Origin of the sequence: Sphingobium agrisoli (genome assembly GCF_041877245.1) — a bacterium.
GTDB lineage: Bacteria > Pseudomonadota > Alphaproteobacteria > Sphingomonadales > Sphingomonadaceae > Sphingobium.
The window spans coordinates 207969-225422 of record NZ_JBHDJI010000003.1; the positions used below are offsets into that span (position 1 = coordinate 207969).

At 67.2% G+C, this 17454-nt stretch carries 18 protein-coding genes; 4 read left to right on the top strand and 14 right to left on the bottom strand.

All coding sequences use genetic code 11. The annotated features are described in order from the left end of the window. Positions 1–70: 70 nt before the first annotated feature. The 8 genes from ACETPF_RS07515 to ACETPF_RS07550 form a co-directional block, all read right to left on the bottom strand. Complete coding sequence (locus ACETPF_RS07515; protein WP_373933786.1) at positions 71–2095, bottom strand: tetratricopeptide repeat protein; 2025 nt, start codon at positions 2093–2095, stop codon at positions 71–73. Beyond that, positions 2095–3465, bottom strand: coding sequence for a PEP-CTERM-box response regulator transcription factor (prsR, locus tag ACETPF_RS07520; RefSeq protein ID WP_373933787.1), 1371 nt, complete (start codon positions 3463–3465; stop codon positions 2095–2097). Before prsR ends, ACETPF_RS07515 begins: the two co-directional genes overlap by 1 nt. Next, positions 3465–5555, bottom strand: coding sequence for an XrtA/PEP-CTERM system histidine kinase PrsK (gene prsK, locus ACETPF_RS07525; RefSeq protein WP_373933789.1), 2091 nt, complete (start codon positions 5553–5555; stop codon positions 3465–3467). The genes prsR and prsK overlap by 1 nt, the downstream gene beginning before the upstream one ends. A gap of 13 nt (positions 5556–5568) precedes the next feature. Next, the gene (locus ACETPF_RS07530) at positions 5569–6957 is read right to left on the bottom strand and encodes a TIGR03013 family XrtA/PEP-CTERM system glycosyltransferase (protein WP_373933969.1); all 1389 of its coding nucleotides are present in this window, start codon (positions 6955–6957) and stop codon (positions 5569–5571) included. A 161-nt stretch (positions 6958–7118) separates the two neighbouring features. Beyond that, positions 7119–7415, bottom strand: a complete 297-nt coding sequence (locus ACETPF_RS07535; protein ID WP_373933791.1) for a hypothetical protein — start codon at positions 7413–7415, stop codon at positions 7119–7121. Between the two features lie 56 nt (positions 7416–7471). After that, positions 7472–8128 carry a sigma-70 family RNA polymerase sigma factor gene (locus ACETPF_RS07540; RefSeq protein WP_373933792.1) on the bottom strand — a complete coding sequence of 219 codons (657 nt, stop codon included), beginning with the start codon at positions 8126–8128 and terminating at the stop codon, positions 7472–7474. A 120-nt stretch (positions 8129–8248) separates the two neighbouring features. After that, complete coding sequence (locus ACETPF_RS07545; protein ID WP_373933794.1) at positions 8249–8383, bottom strand: hypothetical protein; 135 nt, start codon at positions 8381–8383, stop codon at positions 8249–8251. Positions 8384–8457: 74 nt separating this feature from the next. Beyond that, on the bottom strand, positions 8458–9249 hold the full coding sequence (locus tag ACETPF_RS07550; RefSeq protein ID WP_373933796.1) for a response regulator: 792 nt from the start codon (positions 9247–9249) through the stop codon (positions 8458–8460). A 302-nt stretch (positions 9250–9551) separates the two neighbouring features. On the opposite strand from ACETPF_RS07550, the gene ACETPF_RS07555 reads away from it, so the two are divergent. Both ACETPF_RS07555 and ACETPF_RS07560 read left to right on the top strand, forming a co-directional pair. Beyond that, complete coding sequence (locus ACETPF_RS07555; RefSeq protein WP_373933798.1) at positions 9552–9770, top strand: NepR family anti-sigma factor; 219 nt, start codon at positions 9552–9554, stop codon at positions 9768–9770. Between the two features lie 88 nt (positions 9771–9858). Next, the gene (locus ACETPF_RS07560; RefSeq protein WP_373933970.1) at positions 9859–11364 is read left to right on the top strand and encodes a sensor histidine kinase; all 1506 of its coding nucleotides are present in this window, start codon (positions 9859–9861) and stop codon (positions 11362–11364) included. Here ACETPF_RS07560 and tgt read toward each other — a convergent pair. Then, complete coding sequence (tgt, locus tag ACETPF_RS07565; protein ID WP_373933799.1) at positions 11361–12491, bottom strand: tRNA guanosine(34) transglycosylase Tgt; 1131 nt, start codon at positions 12489–12491, stop codon at positions 11361–11363. The genes ACETPF_RS07560 and tgt overlap by 4 nt on opposite strands. A 44-nt stretch (positions 12492–12535) precedes the next feature. Next, a complete protein-coding gene (locus ACETPF_RS07570; protein WP_373933801.1) occupies positions 12536–12715 on the bottom strand; it encodes a hypothetical protein in 180 nt (59 codons plus the stop codon). 236 nt (positions 12716–12951) lie between these two features. On the opposite strand from ACETPF_RS07570, the gene ACETPF_RS07575 reads away from it, so the two are divergent. Further along, positions 12952–13908, top strand: a complete 957-nt coding sequence (locus ACETPF_RS07575; protein WP_373933803.1) for a crotonase/enoyl-CoA hydratase family protein — start codon at positions 12952–12954, stop codon at positions 13906–13908. Between the two features lie 120 nt (positions 13909–14028). On the opposite strand, the gene bdcA is transcribed toward ACETPF_RS07575, so the two are convergent. Beyond that, entirely contained in the window at positions 14029–14742 is a 714-nt protein-coding gene (gene bdcA, locus ACETPF_RS07580; protein ID WP_373933805.1) for an SDR family oxidoreductase, read from the bottom strand. 73 nt (positions 14743–14815) lie between these two features. Between bdcA and ACETPF_RS07585 the strand changes: the two genes are divergently transcribed. Further along, on the top strand, positions 14816–15409 hold the full coding sequence (locus ACETPF_RS07585) for a TetR/AcrR family transcriptional regulator (RefSeq protein ID WP_373933807.1): 594 nt from the start codon (positions 14816–14818) through the stop codon (positions 15407–15409). Here the strand turns inward: ACETPF_RS07585 and ACETPF_RS07590 are convergent. Genes ACETPF_RS07590 through ACETPF_RS07600 form a run of 3 tightly spaced genes read right to left on the bottom strand, consistent with a single transcriptional unit; the run spans position 15406 to position 17431 of the window. Continuing rightward, positions 15406–16392, bottom strand: a complete 987-nt coding sequence (locus ACETPF_RS07590; protein ID WP_373933809.1) for a nucleotidyltransferase domain-containing protein — start codon at positions 16390–16392, stop codon at positions 15406–15408. The two genes, ACETPF_RS07585 and ACETPF_RS07590, sit on opposite strands and share 4 nt — an antisense overlap. Continuing rightward, entirely contained in the window at positions 16389–17252 is an 864-nt protein-coding gene (locus ACETPF_RS07595; RefSeq protein WP_373933810.1) for an HprK-related kinase A, read from the bottom strand. The genes ACETPF_RS07590 and ACETPF_RS07595 overlap by 4 nt, the downstream gene beginning before the upstream one ends. Then, positions 17249–17431, bottom strand: a complete 183-nt coding sequence (locus ACETPF_RS07600; RefSeq protein WP_373933811.1) for an HPr-rel-A system PqqD family peptide chaperone — start codon at positions 17429–17431, stop codon at positions 17249–17251. The genes ACETPF_RS07595 and ACETPF_RS07600 overlap by 4 nt, the downstream gene beginning before the upstream one ends. Positions 17432–17454 lie beyond the last annotated feature (23 nt).

Sequence of the window (17454 nt, forward strand, 5' to 3'; positions counted from 1 at the left end):
TACTGATGTGGAACCGGTGCTCCTGCGAAAGCAGGAGCACGGAAGTTCAATCACATCAGGACTGTGACGCCTACAGCGCCCTCAGCGCCTCCAGCGCCTCATCCCGCCCGGCGAAACCCGGTGCGCGCGCTGCCCGGCCCAGCGCCAGCTTCGCCTCCCCCTTCCGTCCCGCCGCCGCATAGGCCTGCCCCAGATGCATCTGGACCGCTGGCGCGCCGGGGACCAGCGCCACCGCCTTTTCCAGCAGGTCGACCGGCGCAGCCCCCTTCTCCCCCGTTCGCAACAGCACCCAGCCCAGCATGTCCGCCGTCACCGGATTGCCCGGCATCAGCCGGTAGGCGTGCGCGGCATAGGCCCGGGCGGCGTTCCTGTCCCCGCTCTCCAGCGCCGCACGGGCTAGGTCCGCCATCAGCACCGCGTCATTGTCGCCGATCCGCGCCTGCACCGCGCGCAGCAGCCGCAGCGCCCCGCGCCAATCTTCCGCCTGTAAGGCCATCGCCCCGGCCAGCCGCTGCGCCTCCACGTCATTGGGGTTCTGCGTCAGGAACAGCCGCACGACCTGGCCCGCGCGCGCGGGATCGCCGGCACGGCCCCAGGCCGCCGCCAGCCGCAATGCCGCTGCCCGATCGAACCGGATATTCGCCGCCGCCTCATAGGCGCGCGCCGCATCGCCCGCCTGCCCCGCCGCGCCCAGCGCATCGCCCAGGATCAGCCAGGCGTCGGGCGCGCCCGGATTGGCGCGGCTCAGCAACCGCGCCCGCTCCACCGCCTCGGCGCTCCGCCCGCTGCTCAGCAGCGCGCGGATATAGGGAATATTGTCGCGCGCCGTCGCGACATCGGCCGGGGGCGGCATATCACTTGGCGCCATGAACGGATCGGCCGCCGCCCGGACCGGCCAGGCGGCGCGCGCCAGCATGTCCGCCGCCATAACCCGGTCGCCCAGCGCCTCCTGCGCCCGCGCCGCCAGCGTCAGCACATAGGGGTCGGCGTCGCGCTGCGCCACGATCGGGGCCAGACTCGCGGCGGCGGCCGCGTAATCGCCGTTCAGATAATGCGCCTTGCCCAGCAAAGTCCGCGCCGCCCGGTTATCAGGCTGCCCTTCCACCAGCGGCGCGAGCGCCTCGGCCGCCAGCACCGCATTGCCCTCGCCCAGATGGAGCACTCCGCGCAGCAGCCGCGTCGCCGCCTCGCCATCCAGCCGCCCTTGCGTCCGCTCCAGCAGCTTGCGCGCGAGATCCTCCTCCCCGGCCCGCGCCGCCATCACCGCCTGAAGCATCCAGGCGCGCGGGTTCGCCGGATCGAGCGCCAGCAGACGGCGGCTGAGGCTCAGCGCCTTGCTCGCCTGCCCCGCATCGGCCAGCGTCGCGGCATATTGCTCCAGCGTCGGCACCGCATCGGGATTGGCGACAAGCGCCCGGTCGAACCAGGGCAGCGCCGCCGTGAGGCCATATTGCGCGCGCGTGAGTTCGCCCCGCAGCGTCAGCGCCTTGGCGCTGCTCGGCGACAGCGCCACCGCCCGGTCGGCCGCCGCGATCGCACCAGCCTGATCGCCGATCGCCAGCCGGAACCGGCCCAGCTCCACCCATGTCTCGGGATCGTCCGGCGCGGCCGCCAACGCCTTCTCCAGCGACCGCCGCGCACCCGCCGCATCCTCCAGCATCAGCGCCGCCCGCGCCATCACTCGCGCCGCCGCCACGGCCTGATCGGGTGGCAGATCCCCCGCCCGCGCCTCGCGCAACGCGCCGGCCGCATCGCCCTGCAGCAACAGCGCCTGCGCCATGATCGCGCGCGTCTCCGCCGCAGGCATCCCCAGCGCCCGCGCCCGCGCGACCTCGGCCTGGGCACCCGCGCCATCGCCCAGTTCGACCAGCGCCGCCGCTTGCGCCGCACGCGCCCTTGCCGATCGGGGATCGCCCTTGATCGCGTTCATCAACTCGACCCGCGCCGTCCGCGCGTCGCCCTTCTCCAGCGCGGCCATCCCCCGCGTCAGCGCCGCGCTGCCGTCGCGCTCATGCGCGCGCCATTGCCACAGCCCCGCACCGCCCAGCGCCAGCGCCGCCACCCCGGCGATCAGAAACAGCCGCGACCGACGCATCAGCCCTGCCCCTGCATCTGATATTGCTTGAGCAGATCATAGAGCGTCGGCCGGCTGATCCCCAGCATCTTGGCCGCGCCCGATATATTGCCGTCGGTGCGCGCGATGGCGCGGCGGATCGCGCGCCGGTCCGCCATTTCCCGCGCCGCCTTCAGGTTCACCACCTCGGCCCCCTCGACCCGTTCCTCGTCCAGGTCGAGGTCGGCGGCGGTGATCAGCTTGCCGTCCGCCATGATGATGGCGCGCTTCATCCGGTTCTCCAGTTCGCGCACATTGCCCGGCCAGCCCCAGGCGTCGAGCGCGGCGAGCGCGTCGGGCGCCAGCCCCTTGACCTGCGGGTTGAGGTCGCGGGCGAAACGGGTCAGGAAATGCCGCGCCAGCAGCGCCGGATCGCCCGGCCGCTCGCGTAGCGATGGGATACGCACCACAATCTCGGCTAGCCGATAATAAAGATCCTCGCGAAAACTGCCCGCCGCGATCATCTCCTCCAGATTCTGGTGCGTCGCGCACACGATCCGCGTATCCACCGCGATCGGCGTCCGCCCGCCGATCCGCTCGATCACCCGCTCCTGCAAGAAGCGCAGCAGCTTCACCTGAAGCGCCAGCGGAATGTCGCCCACCTCGTCCAGGAACAATGTGCCGCCCTGCGCCTGCTCGATCTTGCCCGGCGTCGTCTTGACCGCGCCGGTGAAGGCCCCCTTCTCATGCCCGAACAGTTCCGATTCCAGCAACGTCTCGGGGATCGCCGCGCAATTGATCGCGACGAACCCGCCGGAGCGGCGGGGACTGGCGTCGTGCAACCCTTGCGCCAGCAACTCCTTCCCCGTCCCGCTCGCGCCCAGCAGCAGTACGGATACATTGGCGCTCGCCACCCGCTCGATCGTGCGGGCGACCTTCATCATCTCGGGCGCGCCGGTGATGAGGCGGCCCAGCACGCGCCCATCCTCCGGCGCTGTGTCGGCGAGCCGGGCATTCTCCCGCTCCAGCGCATGGACATGGAAGGCGCGCCGCACGATCAGGCCCAGTTCGTCTATATCGACCGGCTTCTGGTAGAAATCATAGGCTCCGCCCGCGATCGCATCCAACGCGCTTTCCCGCGCGCCATGGCCCGACGCCACGATCACTTTCGTGTCGGGCTTGATCTTCAGCATCTCGGCCAGCGTGGCAAAGCCTTCGCTGGTGCCGTCGGGATCGGGCGGCAGGCCCAGGTCCAGCGTGACCACGTCGGGCGCCTCGGCGCGCAGCATCTCGATCGCTTCCTCGCGATCGCCGGCGATGAAGAGCCGATAATCCTCATAGGCCCAGCGCAACTGCCGTTGCAGCCCCGGATCATCCTCGACGATCAGCAATTTGGGTCGCGTGTCGCTCATCAGGCGGCCTTCTCTCGTGTCTCGCTCGCTGTCTCGATCGGCCATTGCGGGGCGAGCGGCAGGCGGAGCGTGAAGCGGCTGCCCTGCCCCGGCTGGCTCTCCACCTCGATCCGCCCGCCCATCGCCTCGGCCAGGCTGCGCGCCTCGAACGCGCCCAGGCCAAAGCCGCCTGCCTTGCTGGAGGAAAAGGGCTTGAACAATTCCCGCCGCACATAGTCGGCGCTCATCCCCCGCCCCCGGTCGACGATCTCGACGATGGCATGCTCCGCGTCGGCGGACAGGCGCAGCAGCACCGGCTGGTCGGGGGCGCTGGCATCGATCGCATTTTGCAGCAGATGGACGATGATCTGTTCGACCCGCGCGGGATCGGCCAGCGCCATCGGCGCGTCGCCGCTGACCTCCACCCCATGCTGCCGCCGCCGACTGCGCGCCACCTGCTCCAGCAGCGCGCGTAGCAGCATCGGGCGCGGCTCTTCGGGGCGGCCCTTGTTATGCTGGGACAGGCGCGCGAGCATGTCGTTCATCTTGCCCACCGATTCCTTCAGCGTCAGCACCATGTCGGCGCGGAATTCGGGATTGTCGGCATGGCGCTCGGCATTGCGCGTCAGCAGCGACAGCTGGCTCACCAGATTCTTGATGTCATGCGCGATGAAGGCGAAACGGCGGTTGAACTCGTCGAACCGCTGCGCGTCGCTCAACGCCTGCTGCCCCTGCGCCTCGCTGATATGGGTCGCCGCCTGCCGCCCGGCGGCGCGCAGCATGTCCAGATCCTCCCAGTCGAGTTGCCGGTCCACCGGCGGCCGCGCCAGCAGGATCGCGCCGATCAGCCGGCCATAATGCAGCAGCGGCGCCAGCGCCCAGACGCGCCGGTCATGCACCATCCATTCAGGCAGGTCGATGATCCGGTCCGTGATCGGCAGCCGCGCGAAATCGACGATCCAGCCGCTCTGCTCGATCGTCGCGGCGGCCTCCGGCGAGACCGGCCCCGCCTCCGCCAGATCGCCGCCCCAGTTCCACCCCGTCTCGACCGACAGGCCCCCGCGCTCGTCACGCAGCAGCAGCATCGCGGCGGGGCTGTCGGTGATGTCGGCCACCGCCTTGGCCACCCGCTCGCCCAGCGGCGCGGCATCCTGTCCGGGCCGCCCGATCGTCTCGCCAAAGCGCATCCATTCGGTGCGATAATCATAGCGATGCTGGAAGAAATGCTTGGCCACCTGCACCTTCCACAGCGCCCGCAACCGCGGCGATGGCAGCAGCACGAGCGCGCTCACCGCCGTGAAGAAGACGGCGGCGATCTCCACCACCCGCGCATAGGGGCCGGCGATGAGTTCGATGAGAACCGCCACCGCGCTCAGCGCCAGCACATAGAGGCAGGCAGCCATGACCGACAGCGACTGAAAGGTGATGGCGCGCGACAATTGCAACCGCCCCCGGACACCCTTCCGCAGCCCCACCGCGATGACCGGCGCGAGCAGCGCCATCAACAGCCCGCGCATCGCGTATAGCTCGCCGACATGACGCGGCACGAAATAGCAGATGGCGTAGAGATTGAGGTCATATGTCCACATCGCCGCCAGCGCGCCCAGCACCAGCGTGATGCCGCCCCGCTCACGCGAGGGCCAGTTGCTGTAGAGATGATGGACCAGCAGCAGAGTGCCGATAGCGGTCATCATCCGCAGGATCAGCGACGTGACGACCAGCGCCTGGTGCAGGTCGCTTTCGACCGGCAGGCCGCGCCAGACCAGGTCGGTGAAGGTCTGGAGCAGGATCAAGCCCGCGACGGCGGCATAGAGCGCCACCACCGGCCGGCTTATGCCGCTGCGCCCCGCCGGCCCGCGCCGCAGCATCAGGAACAGCGCCAGCAGCCAGGCGGCGTTGCGGATGCTCTCGCAAATCCCCGACAGCGGCTTCGACACCCCGCCGAACGAGACATAGAGCGCCCAGCAGGACGTCAGCAGCAGCGCAACCGCCAGCAGCCGCATGTCGGCCGCATCCTCGCGCCGGCGCAGCAGGAATATGCCGAGCGCCGCGAACAGGACGGCCGCGAGCGCATGGCCCCAGTCGCCGACAAATTGCAGGAGCACGCCCATCGGCCGCCGCTCCTCAGCGCGCGCCGTCGGGCCAGAGGATGACCCGCACCGTCTGGATCAGGATCAGCAGGTCCAGGAAGGGCGTGTAATTCTTGGCATAGTAGAGATCATATTCCAGCTTGTGCCGGCTGTCCTCGATCGACGCGCCATAGGGATAGTTGATCTGCGCCCATCCGGTGATGCCCGGCTTCACCATGTGCCGCTCGGCATAGTAACGCAGATGCTGCTCCAGATCCTCGACGAACTGCCGGCGCTCCGGACGCGGACCGACGAAGCTCATCTCGCCCTTCAGCACCGTCCAGGTCTGCGGCAGTTCGTCGATCCGCAGCTTGCGGAGCCAGTAGCCGAGCCGCGTGATGCGCGGATCGTCCTTTTCCGCCCATACCGCGCCGGTCGCGACCTCGGCATCCTGCCGCATGGTTCGCAGCTTCACGATCCAGAATTCCTGGCCGAAGAGGCCGACGCGCTGCTGGCGGTAGAAGGCCGGCCCCTTGCTGTCCATCTTCACCAGGATCGCCGCGATCAGGATGACCGGCCCGGTCAGCAGCAGCAGGATCGAACTGGCGATGATGTCGAACAGCCGCTTGGCGATGCTCGACAGGCGGCGGCCGGCGGAAAAGCCGTCCGAAAAGATCAGCCAGCTGGGATTGACGCTGGCGAGATCGACCCGCCCCGTCTCGCGCTCCAGAAAGGTCGAAAGGTCGTTCACATGGACGCCCGTGGTCTTGATGCGGAGCAGATCGGCCATGGGAATCGCGTTTCGCCGTTCCTCCAGCGCCAGCACCACTTCGCTCGCGTTCAGGCGGACCACGAAGTCGGACAGGTTGAAGATCGCGTCGCGGTTGATCGCCTCCGGGATCACCTGCGGCCCGTCGTTCATCGCGATATAGCCGACGACCAGAAAGCCGGACCCGCGCCGCTCCTCCAACTGCTTGATCCGGTTGGCGCGATTGCCCGCGCCCAGCACCACCAGCCGCCGCTTGAACGCCTCGCCGCCCAGCATCGACCCCAACAACAGCCGCACCATGACCAGCAATGCCAGCGCCAGCCCCATCGCATAGAGCGAATTGGATCGCCACAGGGTCATGCCCGGCAGCAGGAAATAGAGCACCGACAGAAATATGACGCCCAGCGATATGGCGACGATGAGGCGGGCGAACGCAAAGCGCAGCGACTGAAGCGATTCGGTGCCATAGACGCCGACCGCGATCATGGCGGTCTGAACCGCGAACGCAAAGCTCAGAAGCGGGCCGATCCGGGTCGTGACATGCTCGATATCCATGCCGATCTGGTTTGCGCGCAGCACCCATCCGGTCTCGGCCGCCCCCAGCAACAGCACGAAATCAAGCAACCCCAGCAGCAGCACCGCATGGGGCACATAATGTTTGAACAGCCTGATCATCGTCGCCAAGTCCCGCGAGCGGCCGTGCTGGCGCGCCCTTCCATGCCGGGCATCAGCTTACAGGCGGGTGTAAGATTATCCGACATGGGGCCACCCTGCCGGAAAATGGCAAAGAAATGCTGAACAATCGGCCGATGCGACGCGACTGCGACGATCCGCGGTCAGTCGGCGCGGAACAGATTCAGGCGGACCCGGTTCTTGTCGCCCTTGTCGCGCAGCCCGTCGGCGGCCTCCCTGGCCGCATCGCCGACGTGCCTTGCCGCGTCGTCCAATGTGCCGGCCGCCTTGGTCACCGCCTCGGATCGGCGATCATCGCGCGTGTCGCTCGTCAGATAAAAGAAGATGATCGCCAGGATCAACGCGATCGCCACAATCGCGAACACCACTCCGCTGCCACCACTGTCCCTGTCCACAGGGTCCGCGGCGTCGGTGTCCCGTCGCACGGGGTCGTCGGTCATGATGCGTCTCCCGGCCCCCGCAATCAGCAGCCGGCGACCGCGCGCGGCGCCGGTCGTCATTGTTCGTCGGATGCGCCCGCTGTACCGATGCTCCGGCCGCGGCTCAGGCGGTCGACATCTTCCATGATCTCGTCGAGCACGGCGGTTTCCGTCGTTTCCTGCGTCCGGCGGGACGGCAGGTCGCCATTCTCCATGATCTGCTCCAACGCAGCGCGCCCGCGCGCCACCCGGCTCTTGATCGTGCCGACCGCGACGCCGCAAATCTCGGCGGCTTCCTCGTAGGCGAAGCCGCCCGCCCCCACCAGGATGAGAGCCTCCCTTTGCGGCTGCGGGAGTTGCAGGAGCGCGCGCTGCATGTCGCTCAGTTCCACATGCTTGTCCTGCCCTGCCGGCGCGGCGAGGATACGGTCGGCGGTCAGATCGTCCCAGTCGCCGCGAAAGCGCGAGCGGCGCATCTGCGACAGATAATGGTTCCGCAAAATGATGAAGGTCCAGGCGCGCATATTGGTGCCCGCCTGAAACCGGGCGCGCGCGGCCCAAGCCTTCAGCAACGTCTCCTGCACCAGATCGTCGGCCAGGTCGCGATTACCCGACAGCGAGCGCCCGAAGGCGCGCAGATGCGGGATCACCGCAGCAAGCTCGCGCTTGAAGTCCGAATCGGACAGTTGCGCCCGCTCCTCGAACGGGCTGATTTCGGTTACGTCGTCATCCATCGCAGCATTCCCTGCGCCGATCGTCGCTCTCGCTGCATGAACCGACGTTGTCAAAGCCATATAAGCGCCCGCACCCTGAACCATATAGTATAGAATTGAAAGCCCTGCTCGTCCGGCGACTTAGCGCCAGACGACCAGCAGCAGCATGGCGATGACCGCCAGCGCCAGCGATACGCCAAGAACGTAGCGCACGATATGCGGCGTTGACCCCGCGCGCGCCTCCTCGGTGGAGACATGCTGTTCCTGTTCGGCCATCGCCCTTCTCCCGATCGTTACGCATCATTAACGCGGCGGGCAAAGGGCGGTTCCCGATTATCTTGACGGCCGCCTCAAGCCGGCGCTGTCGCCTCGTCAAAGAACAAGGCCTGCGAAATCGCGGCCTTGACCGTGGATCGCTGAAACGGCTTGGTGATAAGGAAGGTCGGCTCGGGCCGCTCGCCGGTCAGCAGGCGTTCGGGGAAGGCGGTGATGAAAATCACCGGCACCGAAAACTCGGCAAGGATATCCTTGACCGCATCGATGCCGCTGCTGTCGTCGGCCAGCTGGATGTCGGCCAGCACCAGGCCGGGCCGATCCGCCATCGCCTCGCGCACGGCGTCCTCGGCGGTGACCGCGATGGCGGTGACGTCATGGCCCAGATCACGGACGATCGTCTCGATGTCCATCGCGATGATCGGCTCGTCCTCGATGATCAGCACCTTGGCGCGGGTCTGCGCCTCGATCTCGCTCAGCGCCTCCTCGACCAGCGCCTCGACTTCATTGGTGTCCATGTCTATCAGGTAGGACACGTCGTCGACGGTGAAGCCTTCCAGCGCCGTCAGCAGCAGCGCCTGACGCGGCAGCGGGGTCAGCCGGGCCAACCGCGCTTGCGCGATCGCCTCACGGCTGCCACCCAACGACACCGGCACATCCTCAAGATGCGACGACGACCAGATCGCGTGGAACGTCTTGTAAAGGCCGAGGCGCGGGTCGACATCGGCCGGAAATTCCTCGGGCGCCGCCACGATCGCTTCCAGCGTCGCGCGCACATAGGCGTCGCCATGCGCCTGGCTCCCGGTCAGGGCGCGGGCATAGCGGCGCAGAAAGGGCAGATGGGGGTGCAGTTGCTGTCCAAGCGACATCGTCAAATCGTCTCCCTGCCCATGTCGGGCGTCCTCGTCCCGCAGCATGGACGGCGACGGCAAGGATGGAATGTGAATGCAGCCATGGCAAGCCCCCCGTCCCCCTCATCGCCGCCCGCTCACGGGCAGCGCAAAAAATGCTTGAGATGCCGGAACCAACGAAGGAACGATTTGTTTCGCTTCCATATGGTTTTTTTGCGATGCCGCGCCTATCCGGGATGGGTAACGTCAAATTGACCTGACCGGTTTATGTCGCACAGCGGGCGGCCGCGTTTATAGAGATTGTCACAGAGGGGCTGATTTTGGTTTCTTCAATCAGGGAGCGGGACGCGGGCGGTGACGGTAGCGAAGCCGGCGTCGCGGCGTCGGAGCCGAAGGCCAAGGCCCTATCTCCCCGGAAAAAGCGCGCCCCCACCAAGGAAGGCGGCCATGTGTCGCAGGCGCTCAAGACCGTCTATCAGCGCGCGGTTGACGAGGATATTCCCTCCGAAATGCTGGACCTTCTGAGCAAGCTGGACTGAGCCGGTCATGAACGGGGGCAGCCTTCCTCCGGCAGCCCGCTCCGAGCCGGGATCGCTGCTGCGTTTCTTCCAGTCCACCGGCGTCAAGATGTTCCTCATCCTGACGCTCGCGCTGCTGCCTCTGGGGCTGATCGCGCTCGTCGCGTCCCTGCAGGCGATCCGCAGCGCCGATCTCGAAAAGGAGGCTCTGCTCCGCGTGGCGGCGACGCAGAGCGCGAGGAAACTGACGTCCGACCTTCAGGCCGACCGGACCGCGCTGCAACTGACCATCAATGCCATCGCCAACAATCGGGCGGATGGCGCCATGTGCCAGAGGCTGCAATTCTTTCTGACTGCCCAGAATGACGATGCGCGCTTTTATATCTATGACAGGGGCGGGCGGCGCCTGTGCGGGTCGCCGCAACCCGAGCCGCGCGGTATCGCGCCGGATCGCCGTTTCGATTGGTCGCCCGCGCTGCTTCTGCCCGCGGAGCAATTTTTGGTCACGCGGGTCCGCAGCGGCAATGGCCGCCTGGTCGCGCTCACTTATTATGACCGCGACCATCTCGAAAGCATCGCCGATCCGGCAACCGCGCTCCAGAACCGCCAACTGGTGCTGAGCCAGGGCGCTCGCCGCCTGGTCATCAGCCGCCCCGGTCCGATGCGCGACGGACACGGCGTCAGCCTTTCTGCCCGGCTCGATCCGCCCGACATCGTGCTGACCATGACGATCCGCGACCCGCCCGCCACGCTCGCACGGATGCTCTCGCTCTTCCTGCCGCTGGTAATGTGGTTCGCGGCGGCGGCGGTCGGCTGGTTCGTGGTCAACCGGCTGCTCATCCGCCCGCTGGTCATCCTGCGACGGGTGGTTGCCGCCTATGAGCCTGGCGAAGTGCTCGAACCGATGCAGCGCGTCCGCACGCCGGCGCAGGAGATCATCGCATTGGGCGACACGTTCCGCGAAATCAGTCAGGACGTGGCGACGCACGAGGCGGAGATGGCGGAAAGCCTCGAAACCCAGCGCAAGCTCACCCGGGAGGTTCATCACCGCGTCAAGAACAACCTCCAGATCATCGCCAGCCTCATCAGCCTCCATGCGCGCGGCGCGCACGATCTGGAGGCGATCGAAGCCTATGCCTCGATCCAGCGCCGGGTCGACGCGCTCTCCGTCGTCCACCGCAACCATTTCGCCGAGCTGGAGGAAAATCGCGGCGTCGGCGTGCGCGCCCTCGTCAGCGAACTGTCCGCCAGCCTGCGCGGCACCGCGCCTTCCCACGCCCGACGCTTCGCCATCCAGATCGAAAGCGACAATCTGCACATCAGCCAGGATGTCGCCGTGCCCGTCGCTTTCCTGGTCACCGAACTGGTCGAACTGGCGATGATCCTCTCGCCCGGCGGCAATATGCGGATCAGCGTGCAGCAGGATATGGAGCGAGACGATCGCGCTATCCTGGCGATGCAATCGGCGGGGCTTCAGGAATCGGACGAAAAGACCCAGCTTCTATCCGAACGCTACGGCCGCGTCCTGACCGGCCTCTCGCGCCAGCTCCGCGCCCCGCTCGACTATGATGGCGAAAGCGGGCGGTACGCCATCGCCATCACCGTCACTTCCTAAACCCGCCGATAATCCTGTCGGAACGCCGCGGCGAAGGCGGCAAATCGCCCGGCAGCGATATTCTCGCGGATCGCCTGCATCAGTTCCTGATAGAAATGGATATTATGCTGGGTCATCAGCATCGCCCCCAGCATCTCGCCCGCCTTGACCAGATGATGCAGATAGGCGCGGCTCCACGTCGCGCATACCGGGCATCCGCATCGCGGATCGATCGGCCCCTGATCCTCGTTGAACTTCGCGTTGCGGATGTTGAGCGGCCCCGCCCAGGTGAATGCCTGCCCGTTCCGCCCGGACCGGGTCGGCAGCACGCAATCGAACATGTCGATGCCGCGCTCGACCGCGCCGACGATGTCGTCAGGCTTGCCCACGCCCATCAGGTAGCGGGGCCGGTCGGCCGGCAGCATGTCCGGCGCGAAATCGAGCGTGGCGAACATCGCCTCCTGCCCCTCGCCCACCGCCAGCCCGCCCACGGCATAACCGTCGAAGCCGATCTCGATCAGCTTCTCCGCCGACACCCGCCGCAGCCCTTCGTCCAGCGATCCCTGCTGGATGCCGAACAACGCCGCCCGCTGCGCATGGTCGCCGCCCGCATCGAACCCGTCGCGCGACCGCCTGGCCCAGCGCATCGATCGCTCCATCGACCGCCCGGCCTCGTCATGTGTGCAGCCATTTTTGGTGCATTCGTCGAATGCCATGACGATGTCGCTGTCCAGCAGCCGCTGGATCTCCATCGACCGCTCGGGCGTCAGCATATGCTTCGACCCGTCGATATGGCTCGAAAAGGCGACGCCCTCCTCGCTCATCTTGGTGAGGGCGGACAGGCTCATCACCTGATATCCGCCGCTGTCGGTCAGGATCGGCCGGTCCCACCCCATGAAGCCATGCAGCCCGCCCAGCCGTGCGACCCGCTCGGCGCCGGGGCGCAGCATCAGATGATAGGTATTGCCCAGGATGATGTCGGCGCCCGCCGCGCGCACTTCGGCCGGGCGCATCGCCTTGACCGTCGCGGCCGTTCCGACCGGCATGAAGGCCGGCGTGCGAATGTCGCCCCGGCGCATCCGTATCGTGCCGGTGCGCGCCTTGCCGTCGGTGGCGCTGATGGAGAAGGAAAAACGTGGTCTGATCATCGCGGCCCTCTACCGGCCCGCGCCGCCGCATTCAAGGATGTGGCTCAGCCCGCCCGGCGCACGCCGTCGAACAGGGCCATGGCGTCGATATGGAAGCCCTCGACCCGGCGATAGGGACCGATGAAGCGCAGGCAATCGGCTGACAGCCGCAACGGCCATGGCTCGCCCTGCGAATCGTGCAGGGCCAGAGTTACCGGAGGAGAAGGACGGCGCACTTGGGTCATGCCCCGCTCATAATTAATAAAGGTTAACAAAGGCCTGCACGGCGAATCTTACATATGTCAAACATGTGTTTTTGTGACTTTTGCGCAACATCCCCGCAATTTGACCTGCTTTATGGCTGCTGCGATGCAACAGTCATCACCAAAAATGGTTAATGGCCTGTCAATCATGTTTCGATTGGTTGCATCCTGCCACCCGCGCTTGTTGTGGTTTCGCCACACAAGAAACGGGGACGCATATGATTGATTCTGGACGGTTTCATCCCGACCGAGATGATGTGGAGCAGGCATCGGTCGAGCATCTGGTCGAATTGGGCGACCGGCCGCCGCTTGCCGCTGCGGAAACGCCGCTTGCCGCCGCCTTTCGCCAGTCCACCCTGTTCGATCTGGGACAGATCGACGTGCGCTGGGACGCCGACCTGTCGACCCTCTGGGCCTTCATGACTCCGCATGACCGCCCCAATTCCAACCTCGGCCTGATCCGCGACACCATGGCCTGGCAGCGCGAGAGCCGCCGCGTGTTCGGGGAAAAAGGCGGGCTGCTCAAATATATGGTGCTGGGCTCGCGCTTCCCCGGCGTGTTCAACCTGGGCGGCGACCTTGAAATGTTCGCCGAATGCATCCAGCGCCGCGACCGTGATACGCTGCTCAAATATGGCATCGCCTGCTGCGAGATCGTCGATCGCATCTGGCATTGCAACGACATGAACATCATCAACATCGGCCTGGCGCAGGGTGACGCGCTGGGCGGCGGGCTCGAAGCGCTGATGTGCTTCGACGTCATCATTGCCGAGCGGCAGGCCCGCTTCGGACTGCCCGAAGTGCTGTTCGGCCTCTTCCCCGGCATGGGCGCCTATTCGATCCTCTCGCGCAAGGTCGGCCCGGTTCAGGCCCGCCGGATGATCACCGACGGGCGCATCTACACCGCTGAGGAGATGTGCGACATGGGCGTCGTCACGCAAGTGGTCGATACCGGCGAAGGCGAAGCGGCGACGGCCGCCTGGATTCGCGATCATATGCCGCATCATGCCGGCTATGTGGGCATCAACCGCGCGGGCCGCCGGGTCAACCCGATGACGCTGGAAGAATTGATCGACATCGTCGAAACCTGGACCGACACCGCGCTTGCGCTTTCGGATCGCGACCTTCGCATGATGCGCCGCCTCGCCGCCGCTCAGACCAAGCTGCGGCACTGACGGGCAAGGGGACCGCGGCCCGTCGGTCCCTGCCATCCACGGCGCGCGTTGCCTGAGCTTCGCCCTTGGTCCCCGGCCTGCGCCGGGGAACCACGCGCTACATCTGTCCTGATAGAGCTCTCACGCCCCAAAGCCGCCGTCGATCGTGTGCATCGCGCCAGTGACATAGGACGCCTCCGGCCCGGCCAGATAGGCGACCAGACCGGCAATCTCCTCCGCCTTGCCATAGCGCTTGATCGCCAGGAATGGCTTGACGACCTCCGCGATCCCGCCGTCCGCCGGGTTCATGTCGGTATCGACCGGGCCGGGCTGAACGATGTTGACGGTAATCCCGCGCTCGCCGAAATCACGGGCCAGGCCGCGCGCCATCCCCTGCAAGGCCGATTTTGTGAGTGAGTAGGCCGCAGCCCCGGCAAAGCCGGTGCGATCGCCATTGATCGATCCGATCACGATGATCCGCCCGCCGTCCGGCATTTGCCGCGCCGCTTCGACCGCCGCATGGTACGGCGCGCGGACGTTGATGTCGATCATCCGGTCCACCGCGTCGGGATCGAAGCTCAGCGGATCGCCGATCATCGCGACGCCGGCATTGACGACCAATATGTCGAGCGGCCCCTGCTCGGCCACGACCCCGATCACCTGGGCGCGATCGGCCGCGTCGGACTTCACGGCGCTCGCACCCGTCTCCGCCGCTACCGCCTGCGCCGCGTCATGCGATCCAGAGTAGGTGAAGGTCACGCGCGCTCCGTCCTTCGCGAATCGGCGCACGATCGCCGCACCGATGCCACGGCTTCCGCCGATGATGAGCGCACTTTTGTTGGTCAGGTCGGTCATGATGGTCATCCTTGAGAATTTCTGTACCGATCGCTATATAAATAACAGCCCCCGCCGTTCAAGGATTTACTTAGTGATCGATACAGAAAAAATAAGAAAGCGCGGCCGCCCCCGCGCTTTCGACCGCGACGCGGCGCTGGCGTCAGCGCAGGCGCTGTTTCACGCCCATGGCTATGAAGGCGTCGGCGTCGCCGCGCTGGCCGAGGCCATGGGCATAAACCCGCCCAGCCTCTACGCCGCCTTCGGCAGCAAAGCCGCGCTCTATGACGAAGTGCTCGCCCGCTACGGCCAGTCCGCCCTCCCGGTCGACGGGCTGCTGATCCCGGAAGCCGACACCACCAAAGCGCTCCAGGCGCTGCTGCGCGAAGCCGCGCGCCTCTATACCGGCGATCCCGTCACGGTCGGCTGCATGGTGCTGGAGGGCGCGCGCGGCGTGGATGCGGACGCGGCCCGTTGCGCGCAGAATCGCAAGGCCGCCGCCCACCGGCAACTCGCCGATTTCATCGCGCTCCATCACCCGGACAAGGCCGACCTCGTCGCCGATTATATGGTGATGCTGATGTCCGGCCTCTCCGCCGACGCCCGCGCCGGCACCCCGCCCGACCGTCTGCGCGCCGTCGCCGAGATGGGCGGCCTCGCGATCGAGGCGATGCTGGGCCGCGCCTAGGGTCGATGCCCCTTGCGCCACTTGGTCCACAAATGCCGCGCCAGCATCATCGGCGGCATCCGCAGCAGGTGCGATCGAATATAGAAAGCGAACGCCAGCGCCTTGCGCGTCTCGCGCCCCCACCCGTCGCGCGCCAGTAATCGCGCCCGAACGATCCGGTCCCACAGGCCCAGCGTCGCCCCCTCGCCATAGAGCGCCGCCGCCAGCCTCCCTGCCTGCGCCACATGCGGCCCCAGCCCGTGCAGCCGGGCCCGCGCCGCCAGCCGCGCCGGGTCCCCATCCGGCAACAGGCAGTATATGTCCCACAGGTTCCTCAGGCCGCCCTGCAAGTCCCCGTCGGCCAGCATATGCGCTGCTGCATGAACGACCCGATCCTCGGGCGACAGCACCCATAACCCGTCGGCCACGGGGACGGCCTCCGCCAGCATCGCCGCCGCATCGGGTTTCGGCCGCGCCGTCAACGGCAGGATCGTGTGATGCACGTCGATCATCCGGTCGCGCTCGACATGGATCATCGGCGGCAGTTCGTGCATCCAAGTGCGGTAATAGGCGGCGTCATAGGCGTCTTCCTTGACCCACTCCCATCCCGCCGCCATCAGCGCGCGCTCGACCGCCGGCATCGCGTCGCGCGGCACCAATATGTCGAGGTCGCCGATGAACCGCCCCTCGCCCGCCTTCAGTCCCGCCGCGACATAGGCCGTGCCTTTCAGCAGCACGACCCGCACGCCCAACTCCCGCAGCGCCAACGCCGCCCGGTCCGCTTCCCACAGCGCCTGCCGCGCCTCGGTCGCCGCCTCGCGCCGCGCATCGTCCAGGATCGGCCCCGCCGCATCCGGCACCGCCATCCCGGACAGCCGGCAAGCGAGCGTCCCGATCAGCCGCTCGGCCCGCGCCGCCGCAATCAGGCCGTTCCACCCCGCAGCATCCAGTCCCGCGACCGACCCCGGATCGCGCAAGGCGCGCACCAGCAGCGCCGCGCTCACGCCACCTCGCTCCACAGCCGCTCGACCATCGCGATCGCCGCCTCGCCGCTCGGAAAGTCGATCGCCCGCGCCGGCACTTGCCGCACGAAGCGGGTGAGCGCGGCAAAGGCCGGTTCGCCGAGCGCCACATAATTGGTGGAAGCCTGCGTCAGCCGCATGAAAATCTCGCCCTGTCCCACGTCCCGCACATCGGCATCATGGCCGAAACGCGGGAAGAGAAGCAGCGCCGGCTGCCCTCCCTCGTCCATCCGCGCCACCGCCTCGCCGCGCGGCGCCATATGGCGAATGTCGCCCTTCGCCGTCGCGCGCAGCAGCGGTCCCATCCGGCCCTCGCCGACCTCAGCCGCCACCACGTCGATCGCCCGGTTCTTCAGGCTGACGAGGCGGGGAAAGGGCAGGATCGCGCCCGTCGCCATGTCGAGCAGCGCGAACTCGTCCCCCATCAGCCGCCAGCCCCGCTCGCCCAGCAATGCCGCCAGCGTCGACTTGCCCGACCCGGATTCGCCGGTCATCACCAGCACCCGCCCGTCCTTCTCGGCGCTCGACGCATGGAGCAGCAGGTGCCGCCGCCACCCCAGCGCCATCTGGAGGTTCATCCCCATTTCCGCCGCCAGCAGCCCGTGCGCCAGGCTCATCGGCGCGGCGTCGGCCAGACCATGATCGCCGGTGATAAAGATGGAGGGCCGCACCCACCGCCGCAGCAGGCTCGTCGGCTGCAACCGCACGGTGAAATCGGCGATCGCGCCGCCGACGTCGGGATAGCCGGCATAAAGCCGCGCCAGTTCATCGATCGGCTTGCCCCAGGCCGACCCGATGCGAAAGGTCGCCGGCCCGATCCGCAGCGTGATGCTGTGCTTCATGCCGGCCTGACCAGCCCCAGCGCCACCAGCGCGTCCAGATGCGCCCCGATCTCCGCAATCGCCGCATCCCGTTCGCCCAGGTCGAAGTCGCGCGCCAGCCGGTCATGCATCGCTTCCGCGTCCACCGCCGCGCCGTCGGCCATCCGGTCCAATATCTCGGGCACGGGGCTGATGACCATATGCGTCTGGCCGGATGTCCTAT

What these genes read in the sequence shown, in the direction of transcription:
- ACETPF_RS07515 (WP_373933786.1), bottom strand. Translation starts at nt 2,095, where the DNA reads ATGCGTCGGTCGCGGCTGTTTCTGATCGCCGGGGTGGCGGCGCTGGCG.
- prsR (WP_373933787.1), bottom strand. Translation starts at nt 3,465, where the DNA reads ATGAGCGACACGCGACCCAAATTGCTGATCGTCGAGGATGATCCGGGG.
- prsK (WP_373933789.1), bottom strand. Translation starts at nt 5,555, where the DNA reads ATGGGCGTGCTCCTGCAATTTGTCGGCGACTGGGGCCATGCGCTCGCG.
- ACETPF_RS07530 (WP_373933969.1), bottom strand. Translation starts at nt 6,957, where the DNA reads ATGATCAGGCTGTTCAAACATTATGTGCCCCATGCGGTGCTGCTGCTG.
- ACETPF_RS07535 (WP_373933791.1), bottom strand. Translation starts at nt 7,415, where the DNA reads ATGACCGACGACCCCGTGCGACGGGACACCGACGCCGCGGACCCTGTG.
- ACETPF_RS07540 (WP_373933792.1), bottom strand. Translation starts at nt 8,128, where the DNA reads ATGGATGACGACGTAACCGAAATCAGCCCGTTCGAGGAGCGGGCGCAA.
- ACETPF_RS07545 (WP_373933794.1), bottom strand. Translation starts at nt 8,383, where the DNA reads ATGGCCGAACAGGAACAGCATGTCTCCACCGAGGAGGCGCGCGCGGGG.
- ACETPF_RS07550 (WP_373933796.1), bottom strand. Translation starts at nt 9,249, where the DNA reads ATGTCGCTTGGACAGCAACTGCACCCCCATCTGCCCTTTCTGCGCCGC.
- ACETPF_RS07560 (WP_373933970.1), top strand. Translation starts at nt 9,859, where the DNA reads ATGTTCCTCATCCTGACGCTCGCGCTGCTGCCTCTGGGGCTGATCGCG.
- tgt (WP_373933799.1), bottom strand. Translation starts at nt 12,491, where the DNA reads ATGATCAGACCACGTTTTTCCTTCTCCATCAGCGCCACCGACGGCAAG.
- ACETPF_RS07570 (WP_373933801.1), bottom strand. Translation starts at nt 12,715, where the DNA reads ATGACCCAAGTGCGCCGTCCTTCTCCTCCGGTAACTCTGGCCCTGCAC.
- ACETPF_RS07575 (WP_373933803.1), top strand. Translation starts at nt 12,952, where the DNA reads ATGATTGATTCTGGACGGTTTCATCCCGACCGAGATGATGTGGAGCAG.
- bdcA (WP_373933805.1), bottom strand. Translation starts at nt 14,742, where the DNA reads ATGACCGACCTGACCAACAAAAGTGCGCTCATCATCGGCGGAAGCCGT.
- ACETPF_RS07595 (WP_373933810.1), bottom strand. Translation starts at nt 17,252, where the DNA reads ATGAAGCACAGCATCACGCTGCGGATCGGGCCGGCGACCTTTCGCATC.
- ACETPF_RS07600 (WP_373933811.1), bottom strand. Translation starts at nt 17,431, where the DNA reads ATGGTCATCAGCCCCGTGCCCGAGATATTGGACCGGATGGCCGACGGC.